18 protein-coding genes are annotated in these 18758 nt (G+C 64.1%); 11 read left to right on the top strand and 7 right to left on the bottom strand.

Translation table 11 applies throughout. The annotated features are described in order from the left end of the window. The first annotated feature begins 72 nt into the window (after positions 1–72). The gene (locus C7G42_RS25280) at positions 73–1764 is read left to right on the top strand and encodes a benzoate-CoA ligase family protein (RefSeq protein ID WP_106951645.1); all 1692 of its coding nucleotides are present in this window, start codon (positions 73–75) and stop codon (positions 1762–1764) included. A 21-nt stretch (positions 1765–1785) separates the two neighbouring features. Next, the gene (locus C7G42_RS25275; protein ID WP_106951750.1) at positions 1786–2244 is read left to right on the top strand and encodes a RidA family protein; all 459 of its coding nucleotides are present in this window, start codon (positions 1786–1788) and stop codon (positions 2242–2244) included. Positions 2245–2269: 25 nt separating this feature from the next. Here C7G42_RS25275 and C7G42_RS25270 read toward each other — a convergent pair whose 3' ends face one another. Next, the gene (locus C7G42_RS25270; protein ID WP_106951644.1) at positions 2270–2998 is read right to left on the bottom strand and encodes a CBS domain-containing protein; all 729 of its coding nucleotides are present in this window, start codon (positions 2996–2998) and stop codon (positions 2270–2272) included. 205 nt (positions 2999–3203) lie between these two features. Between C7G42_RS25270 and C7G42_RS25265 the strand changes: the two genes are divergently transcribed. Beyond that, positions 3204–5057, top strand: coding sequence for a PHA/PHB synthase family protein (locus tag C7G42_RS25265; RefSeq protein WP_106951643.1), 1854 nt, complete (start codon positions 3204–3206; stop codon positions 5055–5057). A 26-nt stretch (positions 5058–5083) separates the two neighbouring features. Here the strand turns inward: C7G42_RS25265 and C7G42_RS25260 are convergent, their stop codons facing one another. Genes C7G42_RS25260 through C7G42_RS25250 form a run of 3 tightly spaced genes read right to left on the bottom strand, consistent with a single transcriptional unit; the run spans position 5084 to position 8612 of the window. Then, on the bottom strand, positions 5084–6055 hold the full coding sequence (locus tag C7G42_RS25260; RefSeq protein ID WP_106951642.1) for a CHAD domain-containing protein: 972 nt from the start codon (positions 6053–6055) through the stop codon (positions 5084–5086). 25 nt (positions 6056–6080) lie between these two features. Beyond that, positions 6081–7604 (bottom strand): bifunctional aminoglycoside phosphotransferase/ATP-binding protein, encoded by a 1524-nt coding sequence (locus C7G42_RS25255; RefSeq protein WP_106951641.1) that lies wholly within the window; start codon positions 7602–7604, stop codon positions 6081–6083. A gap of 24 nt (positions 7605–7628) precedes the next feature. Beyond that, positions 7629–8612, bottom strand: coding sequence for a zinc-dependent alcohol dehydrogenase family protein (locus C7G42_RS25250; protein WP_106951640.1), 984 nt, complete (start codon positions 8610–8612; stop codon positions 7629–7631). Between the two features lie 172 nt (positions 8613–8784). Here C7G42_RS25250 and C7G42_RS25245 point away from each other — a divergent pair, with 172 nt between their 5' ends. Both C7G42_RS25245 and C7G42_RS25240 read left to right on the top strand, forming a co-directional pair. Then, positions 8785–9624, top strand: coding sequence for a universal stress protein (locus tag C7G42_RS25245; protein WP_106951639.1), 840 nt, complete (start codon positions 8785–8787; stop codon positions 9622–9624). 66 nt (positions 9625–9690) lie between these two features. Further along, positions 9691–12384: a bifunctional acetate--CoA ligase family protein/GNAT family N-acetyltransferase gene (locus C7G42_RS25240; protein WP_106951638.1), complete on the top strand. Its 2694-nt coding sequence runs from the start codon at positions 9691–9693 to the stop codon at positions 12382–12384. 12 nt (positions 12385–12396) lie between these two features. On the opposite strand, the gene C7G42_RS25235 is transcribed toward C7G42_RS25240, so the two are convergent. Both C7G42_RS25235 and C7G42_RS25230 read right to left on the bottom strand, forming a co-directional pair. After that, complete coding sequence (locus tag C7G42_RS25235; RefSeq protein WP_094972586.1) at positions 12397–12882, bottom strand: hypothetical protein; 486 nt, start codon at positions 12880–12882, stop codon at positions 12397–12399. After that, positions 12883–13158, bottom strand: coding sequence for a hypothetical protein (locus tag C7G42_RS25230; protein ID WP_106951749.1), 276 nt, complete (start codon positions 13156–13158; stop codon positions 12883–12885). It lies immediately after the preceding gene. A 175-nt stretch (positions 13159–13333) separates the two neighbouring features. Here C7G42_RS25230 and C7G42_RS25225 point away from each other — a divergent pair, with 175 nt between their 5' ends. Genes C7G42_RS25225 through C7G42_RS25215 form a run of 3 tightly spaced genes read left to right on the top strand, consistent with a single transcriptional unit; the run spans position 13334 to position 16347 of the window. Next, positions 13334–14470, top strand: a complete 1137-nt coding sequence (locus C7G42_RS25225; RefSeq protein WP_106951637.1) for an ABC transporter permease — start codon at positions 13334–13336, stop codon at positions 14468–14470. A 2-nt stretch (positions 14471–14472) separates the two neighbouring features. After that, positions 14473–15240, top strand: coding sequence for an ABC transporter ATP-binding protein (locus C7G42_RS25220; RefSeq protein WP_199581128.1), 768 nt, complete (start codon positions 14473–14475; stop codon positions 15238–15240). Between the two features lie 3 nt (positions 15241–15243). Further along, positions 15244–16347 (top strand): ABC-type transport auxiliary lipoprotein family protein, encoded by a 1104-nt coding sequence (locus tag C7G42_RS25215; RefSeq protein ID WP_106951635.1) that lies wholly within the window; start codon positions 15244–15246, stop codon positions 16345–16347. A gap of 6 nt (positions 16348–16353) precedes the next feature. On the opposite strand, the gene C7G42_RS25210 is transcribed toward C7G42_RS25215, so the two are convergent. Further along, on the bottom strand, positions 16354–16671 hold the full coding sequence (locus C7G42_RS25210; protein WP_106951634.1) for a c-type cytochrome: 318 nt from the start codon (positions 16669–16671) through the stop codon (positions 16354–16356). Positions 16672–16824: 153 nt separating this feature from the next. Between C7G42_RS25210 and C7G42_RS25205 the strand changes: the two genes are divergently transcribed. The 3 genes from C7G42_RS25205 (at position 16825) to C7G42_RS25200 (ending at position 18756) form a co-directional block, all read left to right on the top strand. Then, a complete protein-coding gene (locus C7G42_RS25205) occupies positions 16825–17538 on the top strand; it encodes a helix-turn-helix domain-containing protein (RefSeq protein ID WP_106951633.1) in 714 nt (237 codons plus the stop codon). 91 nt (positions 17539–17629) lie between these two features. Then, positions 17630–17755 carry a hypothetical protein gene (locus tag C7G42_RS36165; protein ID WP_283809861.1) on the top strand — a complete coding sequence of 42 codons (126 nt, stop codon included), beginning with the start codon at positions 17630–17632 and terminating at the stop codon, positions 17753–17755. A gap of 272 nt (positions 17756–18027) precedes the next feature. Then, positions 18028–18756, top strand: a complete 729-nt coding sequence (locus C7G42_RS25200; protein ID WP_106951632.1) for a Crp/Fnr family transcriptional regulator — start codon at positions 18028–18030, stop codon at positions 18754–18756. The last annotated feature ends 2 nt before the right edge of the window (positions 18757–18758 follow it).

Below are 18758 nucleotides of genomic sequence, written 5' to 3'. Positions count from 1 at the left end.
CCGAATTGTTTTAAGCCTAAAATGTTTTCAGATCGTGCTGCCGGGTGCAATCCATGCTGAAAGGAGCGTGCGATGGCCAACGCCGCCAAGGTTCAAGTGACGGGCTCGCATGGCGGTAACGCCGCCACGGCTCATGTCGATACGTTCGCGCAGCAGCATCTGCCGCCGCGCGAGCTGTGGCCCGAATTCATCTTCACGCGGCCGGAGCTGAACTATCCGCCGCGATTGAATTGCGTCAGTTATTTCCTCGATCGCTGGGTCGAGCAGGGACATGGCGAGGCACTCTGCGTCATCAGCCCCGCCGTCAGCTACACCTATCGCGAGCTGCAAGCGCTGGTGAATCGCATTGCCAACGTGCTGGTTGGCAAGCTCGGGCTTGTTCCCGGCGGTCGCGTGCTGCTGCGCTCAGCGAACAATCCAATGATGGTTGCGACCTATCTCGCAGTGATCAAGGCCGGCGGCATCGTGGTGGCGACGATGCCGCTGCTCCGCGCCAAGGAGTTGTCCTATCCGATCCAGAAGGCGGAGATCACGCTGGCGCTGTGCGACGGCAAGCTCGCCGAGGAAATGGAGAAGGCGAGAGCCGCGGCTCCCGGTCTCAAGCACGTGGTCTATTGGGGCAATGGCTCCGCCGACGCACTCGAGTCGCTGATCGCCGATGCGAGCGCGGAGTTCAGGGCCGTCGATACGGCCGCCGACGACATCTGCCTGATCGCCTTCACGTCGGGCACGACAGGCGATCCCAAGGGCACCATGCATTTCCACCGCGACATGCTCGCTGTGTGTGACGGTTATGCGCGCAACATCCTGCGGGCCGAGCAGAACGACCGCTTCGTCGGCTCGGCACCGCTCGCCTTCACCTTTGGCTTCGGTGGCGTGCTGTTTCCCATGCATATCGGTGCCTCCTTTGTCGTGCTGGAGAAGACGACGCCGGACGATATTCTGACCGCGATCGAGCAATACAAGACCACGGTCTGTTTCACGGCGCCGACGGCATACCGCGCCATGATCGGCAAGCTCCCGGGGCGCGACATCTCCTCGCTTCGAAAGTGCGTCTCCGCCGGCGAGACCCTGCCCAAGCCGACCTTCGATGCCTGGCTCAAGGCCACCGGCATCAAGCTGATGGACGGCATAGGCTCGACCGAGCTGCTGCACATCTTCATCAGTGCGACCGAGCACGAGATTCGTCCCGGCGCGACGGGCAAGCCCGTGCCGGGCTATGAGGCCAAGATCGTCGACGATGACGGCCATGATTTGCCGCCGGGAACGATGGGCAAGCTTGCGGTGCGCGGGCCGACCGGGTGCCGCTATCTCGCCGACGAGCGACAGCGCAAATACGTCCAGAACGGTTGGAACATCACCGGCGACACCTATCTGATGGATAGCGATGGCTACTTCTGGTACCAGTCCCGCTCCGACGACATGATCGTATCGGCCGGCTACAATATCGCGGGCACCGACGTCGAGGCGGCGCTGCTCACGCATCCGGCGGTCGCCGAGTGCGGCGTGGTCGGCGCACCTGACGAAGCCCGCGGCATGATCGTAAAGGCCTATGTCATTGCGGCGCCCGGCGTGACGGCGGACGCGCAACTGGTGGCCGAGCTGCAGGAGCATGTCAAACGCGAGATCGCGCCCTACAAATATCCGCGGGCGATCGAGTTCGTGACGCAATTGCCGAAGACCGAGACCGGAAAACTGAAGCGCTTTGCCCTGCGGCAACTGGCGCAGGCCGCGGCGACATCCTCAGGCGTCGCGGCGGAATGAAAGAAGGATGAACAATTGTCCGTGACGACGCCGAAAGGCCCGCAGCTCGCAGTGTTGCCGACAGCAGCCGAGGATGACACCCGTTCGCGGGTGCAGGTGCTCCAGCCGTCGGGGTGGCCGATGCCGAAGGGCTATGCCAATGGCATGGCCGCCGAGGGGCTCATCGTCGTCACCGGCGGGGTGATCGGCTGGGACGCCGAGGAGCGTCTTGCCGACGGCTTTGTCGCGCAGGTGCGTCAGACCCTGAGCAACATCGCCGCGATCCTGACTGAGGCCGGCGCGCGGCCCGAGCATCTCGTGCGGCTGACCTGGTACGTCGTCGACATGGACGAGTACTTGTCTAACCTGAAGGAACTCGGCAAGATCTACCGTACCATCTTCGGCGCGCACTATCCGGCGATGGCACTGGTGCAGGTGGTGCGCCTGGTCGAGAAGGCGGCGCGCGTCGAGATCGAGGCCACCGCCGTCATTCCACGCTGAGTCGCACTGGCTCCAGCTGGCGTTGTCAGCTCGCTTTGGCGAGATCGTCGTCCTCTGGCGAGTTCAGATAGATGCCCGACATGGTGTCGACCCAGCACAGATGGTCGTGCACCTTCTTCACACCCTCGACGTTCTCCGCGGCGACCATGGCGGCCTGCCGCGTGCGCTCTTCGGTGATGACGCCGCTGAGGTGAACGATGCCGTCGCGGACGATGACGTTCAGTCCGAACGGGCACCAGTCGTTCTTCTCCATGGTATCGATGATGCGGCTGCGAATGTGATCGTCGTCCGCCGTCGGATCCGGCACCTCGCGGGCGAGCCCCGCCACCGCCTGCAGCAGATTGGCGCGGGATACGATCCCGACGACCTTGTCGCCGCGCACCACCGGCAGCCGCTTCACGTTGTTCCGCTCCATGAGATCGACGATCTCCGCAAGCGCGGTGTCCTCTGTGATGGTCACGACCGTGGCGGTCATCACCTCGGCGACCTTGCGGCCGTGCTCATGGACGAAATCGCTGGCCGACTTGCCTGGACCGAGAATGAACCGCAGCCAGCGTCCGCGCTTGCGCCCGGTGCCGATTTCGCTGCGGCGGATGAAATCCCCTTCCGACACGACGCCGACCAGCTCGCCGGTATCGTCGACCACCGTGAGGCCGCTGACATGCCGCTTCAGCATGATATTCGCCGCCTCGACGATGCTGGTGTCGGGGGTAACCGAGATGACCGACCGGGTCATGATCTGATGGGCGCGCATGGATAGCTCCGCTGACTTGTTGAATATCGATGCGCGAAACTAGCTCAGGTATCGAGGTGCAGTTTGACTCAGGTCAATCGGACGAAGTCGGCCCATTCCGATTAAGCAAACGTGATCTGCGGCCGGATTTGATGCAGCTCAACCCCGGTGCGAAGCTTGGCCATATCCTGTCGAATTAGAACACAGCCGACAGGAAGATTGAGCCATGAGTGTCGTCCAGATAATTCCCCGGACTGAAGAGCCCGCGGTGCAGGCTCTCCCCGTCAATCCTGTCGCGGGTCGCGTGGTCTCGACCGTGAGCTCCAAAGGGCCCGCTGAGATGCCGGTTGCCGCCGATCCTCTGCCAAAGTCCGATCCATATCCTTTCGACCGCGCGTTTCACGCGATGTTGGCGCGCTTTACGGGCGGAATTTCGCCGCTGGCCTTGTCGCTGGCCTGGCTCGATTGGGGTTCGCATCTCGCTGCGGCGCCGCAGCGCCAGATGGAGATTTGCCGCAATATGCTGCAGGACACCGGCCGATTGGTGGATGCTGCCGCGCACGCGACGTCACCGGGACAGAAGCCGTGGTCCGTGATCCAGCCGCAGGGGCGGGATCGCCGTTTCAGCGGACCACAATGGGAGACCGCGCCGTTCAATCTGCTGGCCCAGGCATTTCTGCTCACAGAGAGCTGGTGGCGCGATGCCGCGACGGGCGTGCGCGGGGTCTCGCACGCAAACGAAGCCATCGTTGAGTTCTCGATGCGCCAGACGCTCGACATGCTGGCGCCTTCGAATTTCGCTGCGACCAATCCGAAGGTGCTGGAGAAGGCGTTCCAGAGTGGCGGAGAAAACTTCGTTTTCGGCTGGCAGAACTGGTGCAGCGACCTGATGCGCCTGCTCTCCGCCTCGAAGCTGGCGGACGACGGGCGGTTCGTGGTCGGCAAGACGGTGGCGGCATCGCCCGGCAAGGTCGTCTACCGCAACGAGCTGATCGAGTTGATACAGTACCATCCGACCACGGCGCAGGTGCGACCCGAGCCGATCCTGATCGTGCCGGCCTGGATCATGAAATATTACATTCTCGATCTCTCGCCACAGAACTCGCTGGTCAAATATCTGACCGGTCAAGGCTTCACCGTGTTCGCGATCTCCTGGCGCAACCCCGATGAGAGGGATCGCGATCTCGCCTTCGACGACTATCGCAGGCTGGGAGTCATGGCGGCGCTGGACATGGTCGGCCGGATCGTGCCGGGTCGGAAGACTCATGCGCTCGGCTATTGTCTCGGAGGCACATTGCTGTCGATCGCTGCCGCTGCGATGGAGCGCGACGGTGATAACCGCTTTGGCACCGTTACTCTCCTTGCCGCCCAGACTGACTTCACCGAGGCAGGAGAGTTGACGCTCTTCATCAACGAGAGCCAGGTCGCCTTTCTCGAAGACATGATGTGGCAGCGTGGCTACCTCGACACGACGCAGATGGCCGGCGCCTTCCAGCTGTTGCGCTCCAACGAACTGATCTGGTCGCGTCTGTCACATGACTATCTGATGGGCGACGGCGCGCCACTGAACGATCTGATGGCCTGGAATGCGGACGCAACGCGGCTGCCTTATCGCATGCATTCGGAATACCTGCGAAAGCTGTTCCTCGACAACGATCTGGCCGGGGGGCGATATCAGGTCGGCGGCCGGAGCGTTTCGCTATCCGATATTCATGCCCCGATGTTCGTGGTCGGCACGCTGGCCGATCACGTCGCGCCGTGGCGGTCCGTCTACAAGATCCACTATCAGGTCGATGCCGACGTGACGTTCCTGTTGACCAGCGGCGGTCACAATGCCGGCGTCGTCGCGCCTCCAGACGAGCCCGGCCATAGCTATCAGGTGCTGAGCAAGGCCGAGGACGCACCCTATGTCGGCGCGGATGAATGGCTGAAGCTGGCTCCGCGCGTCGAAGGGTCGTGGTGGCCGGAATGGACCAAATGGCTGGCGGTGCGCTCCGGCGCGCCCTGCGATCCGCCGTCGATCGGACTTGGAGACGCTGCCGACCTGCCTGATGCGCCGGGAGACTACGTCCACACCTAGGGCGCGATCCGGAAAGTATGGAGGCTTCAGGTCTGCGGCTCCGAACTCGGAGCGAGATCCGAGGAGCGGAACGGCTTGGCTTTGTCCAGTTTGCGGTAGGCCGTTGACGCTTTTCGCAACAGCTTCTTTTCCCGCTTGCTGTTGCGGAAGCGATGGCCGGCATCGAGGCCGGCACCGTTCAACGACGCTGCCAATGCTCGTCCCCGTGCATCGTCGTTCAATTGTCCGAGCGACCGTTGCGCCTTGCGCAATTTCTTGAGGATGGATTTCTGTTTCGTCAGCGAGTCCTCGATGAACAGATCCTGGAGCGATTCGATAGAATAGGTCAGCCGCTTGTTGAGAATCCGCAGCTTGTGCCGTTTCTCGACGTCGAGTTTGTAGAGTTTTCGCGCCCTCTTGAGCAGCGTCGTCTCCCACTCGGTCAGCCGTGCCGTCGCGTGGTCGGCGAGCGTGCAGCGGCGCAATCGAATGGCTTCCTTGCTGCGCCGGGTCGACCAGGGGCCGCTCTCGATCCAGATCGAGGTCTGCTCGACGAGGCGGCGATACCGCGAGGATTGCAGCGCACGAGCCAGCAGGCGGTGGCTCTCGGCGCGCTTGTCGTCCCAATGCTGAAGCTCGGCGACCACCGCGAGCTCGTCGCCACTCTCCGCGACGATCCGCTCGATCGCCACGTCGAGATCCCTGACCATGCCGAGCTGGCCGTTCAGCCATTTCAGTTCGGCCCAGACCCTCGGACGCTGGACGTCGTCAACCATCGGCGAGAAGAAGCGGATGGTGGTTCGCAGATGCGTCAACGCGATTCGGATGTGGTGCAGCGCGTCGGGATCGCCGCCGCATGTGCCGTCATGCTGGGCCAGCATGGCATCGAGGTGGCGGCGCGCGATGATGCGGAACGCGGTATCGCAGGCCATTCCGGGGCTGAGGCGGCCGGGCAGGGCATTGCGCCGCGCCGCCGGTGTTGCGCGAGCAGCCGTCGGGGTCGTGGTGGGTCGCGCCATCTTTGCTCGCGCCAATCCGGTTGCCTTATTTGCCTTCAGCGATTGCGTCCCGGCAGTTCTCGAACGTCTGCTCTTGAGTCCCGGATGCATCAATGGTCGCCCAGCTGACGCGGCCGATATTATAGTCCTCCTGCTGCGCAGCAACCTCCTGCGTGGCGTCGGATGCGTCTCCCCGGCGGCCTCCGATCCGCATCTGCCGGGTCGCGAGGTCCGCAACCAGAAACAGGCCGTTCAGCGGCACATTGCGCTCGTGTGCCAATGCGGCGATCGCGTCCCGTTCGTCCTCGCGGGCGAATACGCCGTCGATGATCGCCGAATGGCCCTGCGCCAGCACCCGCCGGGCGTGCCGAGCCAGCGTATCGTAGACGCGCGCCGCGTGCTCCGGCGTGTAGGCGTACGGCGGCAGGCGGTGCGTGTCCTCGACCCCGAACATCTGCTTGCGAACGAGGTCGCTGCGGAGCACGACGGCCCCCGGGGGCGGTGCGACGACGGGTGCGAGCGCTTGCGCCAGAACCGTCTTGCCGGTGCCCGACAGGCCGCCGACCGCAATCAGGCGCGGTGCGGCAGGATGGATCAGCGTCCTCGCGAGGTCGAAATAACGTCTTGCCTTGCCAAGGATGAAGGGGTCATCGGGACACGCCGGATTCAGTCGCGCCAGGGCCACCTGGGCGCGGATCGCTGCTCGGATGGACATGAAGAGCGGCAGGGCCGAGAGCGCATCGAGATTGTCGGCCGGCGTCGCGGCGAGATAGCGGTTCAGGACGATGTTGGCCGCACCTGGCTGATCGTGGTGCAACAGGTCCATCAGCGTGAATGCGAGATCGTAGAGCACGTCGACGGTCGCCATCTGCGCATCGAACTCGATGGCGTCGAACAGCACGGGACGGTCGTCGATCAGGACGATGTTTGCGAGATGCAGGTCGCCATGGCAGCGGCGCACGAAGCCCTGACGGCCGCGCTCGGCGAGCAGGGGACGGAGGCGCAAGAATGCCTCGTGGGAGGCTTTGCCCAGCTTTTCGATGTCTTCCGCATTGAAATGGCCGCCGGCCCGCAGACCGTTACTGTTGCCGTCGATCAGGGCGGGGATGGAGCCGACCCACGCTTCGCCATCCGCGGGTGTCGCCGCGCCGTGGGACGCCACGATCGCGTCGGCGGCTGCCGACGCGAGCTTCGTATCAAGCGGGCCCGCTTTTGCCAGGTGATCCAGCGTCATGTTTTCGTCGAAGCGTGACATGTCCACCGCATACTCGATCGGCCGGCCGGGACCGTCGACCTGCACCGAGCCATCCGGCTCTTCCGTGATCGCCGCGACGCGATGATAGATCTGCGGGGCCAGCGGCCGGTTGATCCTGATCTCCTCCTCGCACGCCGTTTTGCGCTTCTCGAGCGTCGAATAATCGAGGAAGGGAAACCGGACGGCGCGCTTGATCTTCAACGCGCGTTTGCCGTCGAGGAAGACCGCGGCCCCATGCGTGTCGATCCGCGTCACGTCGGGCTGGCGGGCCAGCGTCCGGAAGATCCGCTCCTGGGACGCCATTTCATCTTTCATGGAAGCGGACATTCGAAGGCACCATCAGGGCGTCAGCACGGCCGCGCCGAGAATCTGGCCGGCTCGCAGCATGTTCAGGACCTCGTTGGCCTGATGAAGCGGAAATGCCGTCGTTTCAGTGCGCACGCCGGCTTGCGGAGCGATCTCGAGAAAATCGAGGCCATCCTGCCGGGTCAGGTTGGCGACCGACAGCAGTTGCCGTTCCTGCCAAAGCAGATCGTATGGAAAGCTTGGAATGTCGGTCATGTGGATGCCGGCGCATACGACGCGGCCGCCTTTGCGGACGGCGCGTAGCGCGGCCGGGACAAGCTCGCCTGACGGTGCGTAGATGATGGCCGCGTCGAGCGGTTCGTCGGGCACCTCGTCCGATGCTCCCGCCCAGACGGCGCCGAGACCACGGGCAAGGTCTTGGGCAGCCGCGTCGCCGCGTCGCGTGAATGCGTAAACAGACCGCCCCTGCCAAACCGCGACTTGCGCAATGATGTGGCCAGCTGCGCCGAAACCATAGAGGCCGAGCCGTTCGACAGGGCCGGCCAGCACCAGCGAGCGCCAGCCGATCAACCCTGCACATAGTAGAGGAGCAATCTCCACGTCGTCGCCCTCCTCACCGAGGGGAAAGGCGTAGCGTGCGTCGGCAATGGTGTGGGTCGCGTAGCCGCCGTCGCGCGTGTAGCCGGTGAACAGCGGTGCGTCACAGAGGTTTTCCATGCCTTCCCGGCAGAAGCGACAATGTCCGCAGGTGAAGCCGAGCCAGGGGATGCCGACGCGATCACCGGGCGCATGCGTGGTGACATTCGGGCCCACGAGATCGACCCGACCGACGATCTCGTGGCCGGGCACGATCGGATAGCGAATATCGGGTAGCTCGGCATCGACGAGATGAAGATCGGTCCGGCATACGCCGCAGGCGCTGACCTTCACCCGGAGCTGACCCTCGCCGGGTATCGGGTCAGGCCGCTCCTCCATCTGGAGCCGCGTTCGCGGGGCCGGCAACACCATCGCGCGCATCAGTTTCTCCGGGGCGAACGCTCCGACTGAATTACTCATAGAATAGCTGGACGGCCAGTCCTTGACGTCGGTCAACGCCCGTTTCATCCCGATCGGACCGAGTTCCTTGGCTTGACGAGGATCAAGGGGCTCGACGAAAGCCGGCTTATTGTGGCGACCGAGGAGAATCCCGATGCCCATCAAGGATGTCTTTCTGCCGCTCGTCGGCCAGCCGCGCGGACCAGCCTTGGTTGCGATCGAGAAATGTGTGGCCGTCGCCGCCGACCTCGGCGCCAGGATCACGGCGCTCGCGCTCGAGCAAGACGTTTTCGAGCGCCCGAAGGTGATGGTGCCCCATGACCGCGATTCCGCGGAGGCCGGCAGTTCGAGTGAAGTGAACGACACCCAGCAGCTCCTCAATGCCTTCACCAATGCGGCTTCCCGCGCCAACATCCGCGCCCAGAGCCGAATGGGCAAGGTGCCGGCGGACCAGATCGCGGCGATCCTGGCCGAGCATGCCCGCTTCAGCGATCTCACGCTGTTTCCCGTGCAGCCGCATGACAGCCGAACGGAGCACATCATCGAAACCTGCCTGTTCGAATCCGGGCGGCCGTTGCTGCTCTGCCCGGAGCAGCATGCGGAGCAGTTGCGGCCGGAATTCGAGAACGTCATGATCGCCTGGGATCACTCTGCCCGTGCTGCGCGTGCGGTCGGCGACGCAATGCCGATTCTTCAGGCCGCCACCTCGGTCCGCGTGGTGACGGTGGCAGAGGACAAGGCTGACGCGGTCGTTCAATCGGGCGCGGCTCTCGTCGACCATCTGAGAGAACACGGGATCTATGCCTCGTTCGAGACGGTGACCGGCAACGGCAGCTCGATCGGCAAGGTACTGGGAAGTTGGGCGAAATCCCATGGCATGGATGCGATCGTGATGGGCGCCTACCATCATTCACGCCTGAACGAAATCGTGTGGGGCGGTGTGACAAAGACCGTCATTGGCCAGCCACCGTGCTGGGTTATGATCTCGCACTAGGCTCGTCATTTTCCCGGCCTGATCGCCAACCATCGGAGCCGCCGCTGACCCGGCGCATTTGCCTTCATGTCTACATATCGTCTCAACCATCTGCTGGCGCCGCGTTCAGTTGCGCTCGTCGGTGCGAGCGCTCGTCCGGTCTCCGTTGGACGCGCGGTCCTAGAGAATATTCACAAGTCCGGGTTCAAGGGGCAGTTCGGCCTCGTCAATCCACGCCATGCCGAAATCGGCGGCGTCGCCGCGGTGAAAAGCCTGGACGGCCTGGACTTCGTGCCCGAACTCGTGGTCATCACGGCACCGGCGCGCGAGATTCCTGATATCATCGACCAGGCCGGGCGTCGTGGATCGGCGGGCGCGCTGATCGTCTCGGCCGGGCTCGGCCAAGGACCGGGATCTCTCTACGAGGCTGCAATCGCAGCCGCCCGCAAATACGGCATGCGGCTGATCGGGCCGAACTGCCTCGGCATCATGATGCCCGGGGTCAACCTGAATGCCAGCTTTGCCGCGCACATGCCGGAGGCGGGCAGCCTCGCGCTGATCTCGCAATCGGGCGCGATCGCTGCCGGCATGGTCGACTGGGCGGCGCAGCGCGGCGTCGGCTTTTCCGGGATCGTCTCCATCGGCGATCAGATCGATGTCGATATCGCCGATCTGCTCGACTATTTCGCGATGGATCACAAGACCCGTGCGATCCTGCTCTACATTGAATCCATCAAGGACGCGCGCAAGTTCATGTCGGCGGCGCGTGCCGCCGCGCGCGTGAAGCCTGTCGTCGTGGTGAAATCCGGCCGCATGGCGCAGGGCGCGAAAGCCGCCGCCACGCATACTGGCGCGCTCGCCGGCGCCGACGCGGTCTATGACGCGGCGTTCCGCCGCGCGGGTGTGTTGCGGGTCTCCGACCTGCGTGAGCTGTTCGATTGTGCCGAGACGCTCGGCCGCGTCGAATCGCCGACGGGAAAGCGTCTGGCCATCCTTACAAACGGTGGCGGCATCGGCGTGCTCGCCGTCGATCGATTGGTCGAACTCGGCGGAATTCCGGCGACCATCTCTGCGGAGGTGCGCAAGGCGCTCGATGCGGTTCTGCCGCCGACCTGGTCCGGTGCAAATCCCGTCGACATCGTGGGAGATGCCGACGCCTCGCGTTACGCGGCGGCGCTGGAGGTGCTGCTGGCCGATCGCGACAATGACGCGGTCCTGGTCCTCAACGTGCAAACGGCGATCGCCTCGGCGGCGGAGATCGCCACGACCGTGACGGAGCTCGTCGGCAAATATCGAAAGGAGCACCGTAGCTGGGCAAAGCCGGTATTGGCAGCCTGGGTCGGAGCCGATCAGCACATCATTCAGGCACTCTCCAGCGCCGGTGTGCCGAACTACCCGACCGAGGACGATGCCGTCCGCGGCTTCATGTATCTGGTCCGGCACCGCGAAGTGGTGGAGGAGTTGAGCCAGGTTCCCCCCGCGATGCCCGACACGTTCGTTCCGGATGCCCGGGGGGCGAAACAGATCGTCACCGCAGCGATCGCGGACGGTCGTGAGTGGCTCGAGCCCGTCGAGATCAAAAACCTGCTCGAAGCCTACGACATCGCGATGGTGCCGACCTATGCGGCGGCCGATGTCGAGCAGGCGGTGGCCTGTGCGAAGGAAATCTTCGCACAGGGCGGCACCGTCGTGCTGAAGATCATGTCGCGGGACATCACCCACAAATCCGATGTCGGCGGCGTCGTTCTCAACCTGACCACGCCTGAAGCCGTACGAGGGGCTGCCGCGAACATTCTCGCGCGGGCGAAGAAGCTGCGTCCCGAGGCGCGTATCGGCGGTGTCATCGTCCAGGCGATGGTCGTCAAGGCAAAAGCGCGCGAGCTGATCCTGGGCCTCGCTGACGATCCGACTTTCGGCACGGTCGTCGTGTTCGGTCGCGGCGGCACGGCGGTGGAGATCATCAACGACAAGGCGCTGGCGCTGCCGCCGCTGGATTTGCAGCTCGCTCGCGACCTGATCGACCGCACGCGCGTGTCCCGGCTGCTGAAGGCCTATCGTGACGTGCCGGCGGTCAAGCAAGACGCCGTCGCCATGGTGCTGGTCAAGCTGGCGCAGATGTCGGCCGACATTCCCGAGATCCGCGAATTCGACATCAATCCGCTGCTGGCGGACGAAACCGGCGTGACCGCGGTCGATGCCCGCGTCGCGGTCGGGCCGCCGCAACGGAAGTTCGTCGGTTCGGGCCCCGCCAATTTCGCCGTTCGCGCCTATCCGTCACAATGGGAGCGCCGCCTCAAGCTCAAGGACGACTGGCGCATCTTCGTTCGTCCTATGCGCCCCGAGGACGAGCCGACCATCCACGAATTCCTGCGTCACGTCACCCCGCACGACCTTCGCCTGCGCTTCTTCGCGCCGATGAAGGAGTTTACCCACGAGTTCATCGCGCGCCTGACCCAGCTCGACTATGCGCGGGCAATGGCCTTCATCGCCTTCGATGAGGCCACCGGCGAAATGGTCGGTGTGGTCCGGCTCCACTCGGATTCGATCTACGAGAGCGGCGAATACGCGATCCTGCTGCGGTCCGATCTCAAGGGCAGGGGGCTCGGCTGGGCGCTCATGCAGCTCATCATCAACTACGCCAAGTCGGAAGGGCTGAAAGTCATCTCGGGCGACGTTCTCAAGGAGAACACCGTGATGCTGGAGATGTGCCGGCACCTCGGCTTCGAAGTGAAGCCGGATCCGACCGAACCCGACATCTGCGACGTCAAGCTGAAGCTCTGAGTGACCCGCGCCTCAGGATTCGGCTTCAGTCGGCGTTGCGGCGGATTTGCCCGCCGACGTCCGCAGATTTCTGATGATGATCGCGATCAACGGTACCAGCACCGGCACGATCGTGCTGAGCGGATGATGCACCGCGCCTGACACTTGGGCCTGGAACGCGCGCGCCTCGAGCTGAAGAGCTTCGATCGAGGAGTCGTGAATTTCGTTGGCAAGCTCGATGTCGCGGCCTGACGGAGCGCGGCCGGCGATCGCGAAGAGAGCGGCTGCGATGGCGAAATTGACGGCGCCGAGGATGGCGGCCGCGGCAATCGCACTCCAGATCTGCACCAGCGCGAAATAGGCAGACAGCTCCAGCATCAAGAGCCCGAACGCCGCGATCAGCGCCGCAAAGGCACGCAAGCCGAGGCCGACAAGCAGATGACGCAGCCTGATGTCCGCGATGATCCTGTCGGTGCGCCACAACGCGCGCAGATGTTTGACCACATTCTCGGTATTCACCTAGTGTCTCCTCAGCATGAAGCCGACAACGACGCCGAGCGCGAAGGCGGAGGCGAGCGATGTGATCGGACGGTCCGCAATGATGCCCTGAAGCTGTGCCTGCTCCTCGTCCACGGTCTCGCCGAGTTCGGTCAGCGCGGCCCTGATCTGATCGGCGAGCGCCTCGGCGCGGTCCTTCGAGCTCTCGAACATCTCCTCACCCGCGGTGCTCAGCAAGCGTGTGACATCGACCTTCAGCTCCCGCAATTCTTCGCTCATCCTGTCACTGTCGAACATGGACTTGATATCCCCGTTGAATGGAAGCAAGCCTAGAGCCCGGCCGTGCAATCGTGCTTGATTTGCCTCAAGCTGCGGTCGCGATCGGGGTCTTGAGACAGGTCAAGCCGGCCGCCATATGCTGGCCTAGAAGTGCCGTCTGAATGGGGACCGATTGTCCCGACGAGGTGGAAGCGTGAACCACGAACCGCTGTTGCTCGCGACGCCGTCCGGCGACGCGCTGAACTTGCGTCCCGAAGGGCCCTGGACCGCCGCGAATGTGGTCACGCTCGAGACATTGTCCCGGTCGGTCGGTGCAGACGTCGATCGCTCGCGCGTCGTCACCCTGGACATGTCGGGCGTCAGCGCGCTCGACACGCTCGGTGCCTGGGTCCTGGAAAAACTGTCGCGCAGGGCCGCAACATCGGGCAGGTCGGCCGAATTCGTCGGCGTCGCCGATCATTTCAGCGGGCTGCTCGACGAGGTGCGCCAGGTCAATCGCCACACACCCGTCCCGGTCGCTGCGCCCAATCCGGTGCTGGCGAGGCTGGGCGACCTCGGCAAGGCAACGGCCGGTGCGCGGGAAGACATCACGGCCTTCCTGCAGATGCTCGGCGCATTGTTCATGTCCGTGATCGGCGTGCTGCGCCGGCCGCGTTCGCTGCGGCTGACATCGCTGATCTATCAGCTCTATCGCATCGGCTGGCAGGCGATCCCCATCGTCGCGCTGATCACTTTCCTGATCGGCGCCATCATCGCGCAGCAGGGCTTCTTCCATTTCCGCAGGTTCGGCGCGGAGTCCTACACCGTCGACATGGTCGGCATCCTGGTGCTACGCGAGCTCGGCGTGCTGATCGTCGCCATCATGGTCGCGGGCCGGTCGGGAAGCGCCTACACCGCCGAACTCGGCTCGATGAAGATGCGCGAGGAAATCGACGCGCTGTCCACCATGGGGCTCGATCCCGTCGACGTGCTGATCCTGCCGCGTGTTGCGGCGCTAGTCATTGCGCTGCCGATCCTTACCTTCATCGGATCGATTGCCGCGCTCTATGGCGGCGGTCTCGTCGCGCAGTTCTACGGCGACATGGGCCCGGCGATCTACATCGCGCGTCTGCACGAGGCCATCTCCGTCACCCATTTCGAGGTGGGCATCCTGAAGGCGCCGTTCATGGCGCTTGTGATCGGGATCGTGGCCTGTAGCGAGGGACTGCGCGTCAAGGGCAGCGCGGAATCGCTCGGCCGGCAGACCACGACGTCGGTGGTGAAGTCGATCTTCCTGGTGATCGTGCTCGACGGCCTGTTTGCGATCTTCTTCGCCTCGATCGGAATGTGACGATGGACGTATCGCAGGACCAGTTCGCGATCCGCGTCCGTGACCTCGTGGTCGGCTTCGGCCGCCAGACTGTGCTCGACCATCTGTCGCTCGACGTCCGCCGCGGCGAGATCCTCGGGCTGGTGGGCGCGTCCGGCGGCGGCAAGTCGGTGCTGATGCGCACCATCATCGGCCTCATCCCGCGCCAAGGCGGGACCATCGAAGTCATGGGGCAGCCCACCGGCGGCCACGGCCGCGGCGCTGCCACGACATGGGGTATTTTATTCCAGCAGGGCGCGCTGTTCTCCTCGCTGACGGTCCGCCAGAACGTCCAGTTTCCCCTGCGCGAAAATCTCGTTCTGTCGCAGGAGCTGATGGACGAGATCGCGATCGCCAAGCTGGAGATGGTCGGTCTGCGCGCCCAGGACGCCGACAAATACCCGGCGGAGCTGTCGGGCGGCATGACCAAGCGCGTGGCGCTGGCGCGCGCGCTCGCGCTCGATCCGCCGATCCTGTTCCTGGACGAGCCGACCTCGGGCCTCGATCCGATCGCCGCCGGCGATTTCGACGTGCTGATCAAGACGCTGCAAAAGACGCTGGGTCTGACCGTGTTCATGGTGACCCACGACCTTGCGAGCCTGACCACGGTCTGCGACCGCGTCGCCGCGCTCGCCGACGGCAAGATCGTGGCGATCGGCCCGATGCGCGAATTGCTGCAATCCGAGCATCCCTGGGTGCGCGCTTATTTCCACGGCAAGCGCTCGCAGATGCTGCAACACGAGATGAGATGAGACATGGAAACCCGCGCTCCCTACGTGCTGATCGGCAGTTTCGTGCTGGCCGCGATCCTCGCGGTGTTCGGCTTCGTCTATTGGTTGAACAACACCGGCGGCATCGGGCCCCGCACGAATTATCATGTGCAATTCCAGGGTTCGGTCCCAGGCCTGCTGGTCGGCGCCGGCGTCCTGTTCAACGGCATCCGTGTCGGCGAGGTGACCCAGCTGGGGCTCGCACCCGATAACCCGCGTTTCGTCAATGCGACGATTTCGGTTGCGACCGCCACACCGGTGCGTTCCGACACCAAGGTCGGTCTCGAATTCCAGGGCCTGACCGGTGTGCCGGTGGTGACGTTGGAGGGCGGCGTGATCGTCGCCAAGACCGGCGAGCCCTTGACCTTGATCGCGGAGGCCGGCGCCGGCCAGAGCATGACGCAGGCGGCGCGCGATGCGCTGCGGCGGGTCGACACGGTGCTCCAGGACAATTCCGGCCCGCTGAAGGACACCATCGCGAATTTCAAGACGTTCTCCGACGGTCTCGCGCGCAACACGGGCAAGCTCGACGGCATTCTGGCGGGCCTGGAGAAGATGACCGGCGGCGGCGCTCCCGCGCAGAAGATCACCTACGACCTGCACACGCCGCAGAGCCTCGGGCCGGCCGGCAAGACGCTTTCCGCGTCACTGGCCATTCCCGAGCCGAGCGGGGTCGCGATGCTGCAGACCCAGCGCATGCTGTTCGCGCCCGTCGGGGACCGGCCGGGCTTTGCCGACTTCCTCTGGGCCGACAGCATTCCGAAATTGGTGCAGGCGCGCCTGATCGACAGCTTCGAGAACTACGATATCACGCACGCTCCGCTGCGCATGAGCGATCTCGGTCAGACGGATTACCAACTCCTGATCGATATCCGCAGTTTCCGGATCGCCACGGAGGGCGAGACACGGGTCGAGATCGGACTGTCGGCGCGGATCGTCGACAAGAACGGCAAGGTGGTGGCATCGCGACTGGTCGAGAGCAGCGAAAAGCTCGACCAGGTCGAGCCGGCCGCCGCGGTTGCCGCCTTCGATGCGGCCTTCGCCCGCATCGCCAGGGAGCTGATCGGGTGGACCGTGCAGGCGGTGTGACGCCGTCTATTCCAGCGTCTTCAGGTAGGACAGAAGATCGTGGATCTGGTCCGGACTGAGCTCGAAGGCCGGCATGTCGGCGTGGCCGGTATAGATTCCTTCAGCCAGGGCCTCACCAAGGGTTTCGATCGGATAACGCCGGTGCAGATTGCGCAGCGGCGGCGCGCCCTCGCGCGGGCTACGCGAGACGCGGTCGATCGCGTGACAATTTGCGCAATTGGCTCGCGCAAAGGCCTTGCCACGCTGCTCGGCAGTCGGAGCCGCCAGCGCAGGTGTGGTCAGCAGCAGCCCAATCAGGCCGTGACGTAAGGCGCTTTGCAGCATTGAAAGGGAATCCCCTCGAACTATGGAAGCAGAATATGACGGGGATGCCACTCAAATTTGATCTCTGTCAATTGGCTTTGGCGCAGTGCAGTAAAATGCACCCGCGAGGTGGACTCGGCCGGGGGCAGAGCTGACCGACGCTGGGAGCGGTGGATGAAGCCTTCCGTGGTCACGATTGAGCCGAACGGGCATTTTTGCAGCGATTGTGCCGTACGCGGAGCGGCGGTTTGTTCGTCGCTGAATACGGCTGAACTCAGGGAATTCGAGCATCTCGGACGCCGGGTTCATTTCGACTCCGGCGATACCGTGTTCTCCGAGGAGGACATCACCACCTCGTTCTACAACGTCCTCGAAGGCGTCATGCGGCTGTACAAGCTGCTGCCCGACGGCCGGAGGCAGATCGTCGGTTTTGCCTTGCCCGGCGATTTCCTGGGGATGAACATCTCCGGCCGGCACAATTTTTCGGCCGATGCGATCGGCGTCGTCACCGTGTGTCAGTTCGCCAAAGCGGCCTTCGGCCGTTTCATCGAAGACCGGCCGCACCTGCTCAAGCGGATCAACGAGCTGGCCATCCGTGAATTGAGCCAGGCCCGCGACCACATGGTCCTGCTCGGTCGCCGCTCGGCTGATGAGAAGGTCGCGACCTTTCTGCTCGGCTGGCGCGATCGGCTGGTCACGCCCAAGGGGCCGCCCGACACGGTCCCGCTTCCGATGAGCCGTCAGGACATCGCCGACTATCTCGGCCTGACCATCGAAACCGTCAGCCGCACGTTCACCAAGCTGGAGCGTCAGGGCGTGATCGAGATCATTCACGGCGGCATCAGCCTGCTGGATCCTGCCCGTGCCGAGGCGATGGCCGCAGCCTGATATTTCGTTCGGCCCCCCTGACGTTTTTGATCCCGATCAATGACGCCGGCCAGCCGCGGCAAATAATGCCCAAAACTTCCGGGAGGGGATGATGCCTGCTGACGCGCTGCTGGTGACTGTTATCGTCGTCGCGATCTTCGTCGTATTTGCCGCGACCTTGGCTTGGGCCGACCGGCAAACCAGTTCACGCCGGCTCGATCCTGATTCCAAGCGCTGAAGTTTCCGCGCCCTGGTCAGTTTGGACAGGTCGATGCCTGGTCCGGCCGGATTCGTTGTTGGACAGCGTCTCAACGCAATTGCGGCTTGCACTGACTGCAACTCTGCATCGATCTAGCACATCGACGCATCCTTCAGATGCATAGTTTCGGCGTGACCGCGGCGTTTTCGCGGCATTTGCCACAAATCGCGCGCGTGCTTTCCGGTTGAAAAGCCTGATAACGTTGACTACGCAGGAACCCCAGTGCCTCGTAGTCTTAGGAGCCCCGCGGCGTGCCTCAGGACAAGACCGGCGATCCCCGACAGTCGGCGGGCAACAAACTATCGGTCCTGCGCAAGCACCCGATCTTCGCGGATCTGGCGCCGGAAGCGCTCGATCAGCTCTGCCGTTACGCCAAGCACACTACCGTGAAGCGCGGCGCGACGATCGCTGCCAAGGGCGATCCCGGCAACAACCTGTTCGCGGTGATCACGGGGACCGTGAAGATTTCCTCCTCGTCGCCCGATGGGCGGAACGCGATTCTCAACCTGATCGGTCCCGGCGAAATCTTCGGCGAGATCGCGGTGCTCGACGGCGCTCCCCGGTCGGCGGATGCGACCGCCAACACCAATTGCGAGCTCTACATCATCGATCGCCGGGACTTCCTGCCGTTCGTGAAAAGCCAGCCGGCGCTGGCGATGAAATTCATCGAGCTGCTCTGCGCGCGTCTGCGCTGGACCAGCCAGCAGGTCGAGCAGGTCATCCTCCAGAATCTGCCGGGCCGGCTGGCGAGCGCGCTGCTCGGTCTCACCGAGGAGCGCAAGTTCGACTCCGGCAGCGGCACGCTGGCCATCACGCAGCAGGAGATCAGCGAGATGGTGGGGATGACGCGCGAGAGCATCAACAAGCAGTTGCGCGCCTGGGCCGGCCGCAACTGGGTTCGCCTCGAGCACGGCGCCATCGTGGTGCTCGACACGGACGCGCTGCGCGAACTCGCCGAGAGCGGCCTCGACGGCGAGTGACG

Source organism: Bradyrhizobium sp. MOS003, from assembly GCF_003020125.1.
GTDB lineage: Bacteria > Pseudomonadota > Alphaproteobacteria > Rhizobiales > Xanthobacteraceae > Bradyrhizobium.
The sequence above is the reverse complement of the archived record's forward strand: the minus strand, read 5'-3'. Positions and strand labels throughout refer to the sequence as shown.

Coding starts and splice junctions, on each gene's coding strand:
- C7G42_RS25255 (WP_106951641.1), bottom strand. CDS start 7,604: ATGAAAGATGAAATGGCGTCCCAGGAGCGGATCTTCCGGACGCTGGCC.
- C7G42_RS25240 (WP_106951638.1), top strand. CDS start 9,691: ATGTCTACATATCGTCTCAACCATCTGCTGGCGCCGCGTTCAGTTGCG.
- C7G42_RS25245 (WP_106951639.1), top strand. CDS start 8,785: ATGCCCATCAAGGATGTCTTTCTGCCGCTCGTCGGCCAGCCGCGCGGA.
- C7G42_RS25270 (WP_106951644.1), bottom strand. CDS start 2,998: ATGCGCGCCCATCAGATCATGACCCGGTCGGTCATCTCGGTTACCCCC.
- C7G42_RS25220 (WP_199581128.1), top strand. CDS start 14,473: ATGGACGTATCGCAGGACCAGTTCGCGATCCGCGTCCGTGACCTCGTG.
- C7G42_RS25260 (WP_106951642.1), bottom strand. CDS start 6,055: ATGGCGCGACCCACCACGACCCCGACGGCTGCTCGCGCAACACCGGCG.
- C7G42_RS25280 (WP_106951645.1), top strand. CDS start 73: ATGGCCAACGCCGCCAAGGTTCAAGTGACGGGCTCGCATGGCGGTAAC.
- C7G42_RS25210 (WP_106951634.1), bottom strand. CDS start 16,671: ATGCTGCAAAGCGCCTTACGTCACGGCCTGATTGGGCTGCTGCTGACC.
- C7G42_RS25265 (WP_106951643.1), top strand. CDS start 3,204: ATGAGTGTCGTCCAGATAATTCCCCGGACTGAAGAGCCCGCGGTGCAG.
- C7G42_RS25215 (WP_106951635.1), top strand. CDS start 15,244: ATGGAAACCCGCGCTCCCTACGTGCTGATCGGCAGTTTCGTGCTGGCC.
- C7G42_RS25250 (WP_106951640.1), bottom strand. CDS start 8,612: ATGCGCGCGATGGTGTTGCCGGCCCCGCGAACGCGGCTCCAGATGGAG.
- C7G42_RS36165 (WP_283809861.1), top strand. CDS start 17,630: ATGCCTGCTGACGCGCTGCTGGTGACTGTTATCGTCGTCGCGATCTTC.
- C7G42_RS25230 (WP_106951749.1), bottom strand. CDS start 13,158: ATGTTCGACAGTGACAGGATGAGCGAAGAATTGCGGGAGCTGAAGGTC.
- C7G42_RS25205 (WP_106951633.1), top strand. CDS start 16,825: ATGAAGCCTTCCGTGGTCACGATTGAGCCGAACGGGCATTTTTGCAGC.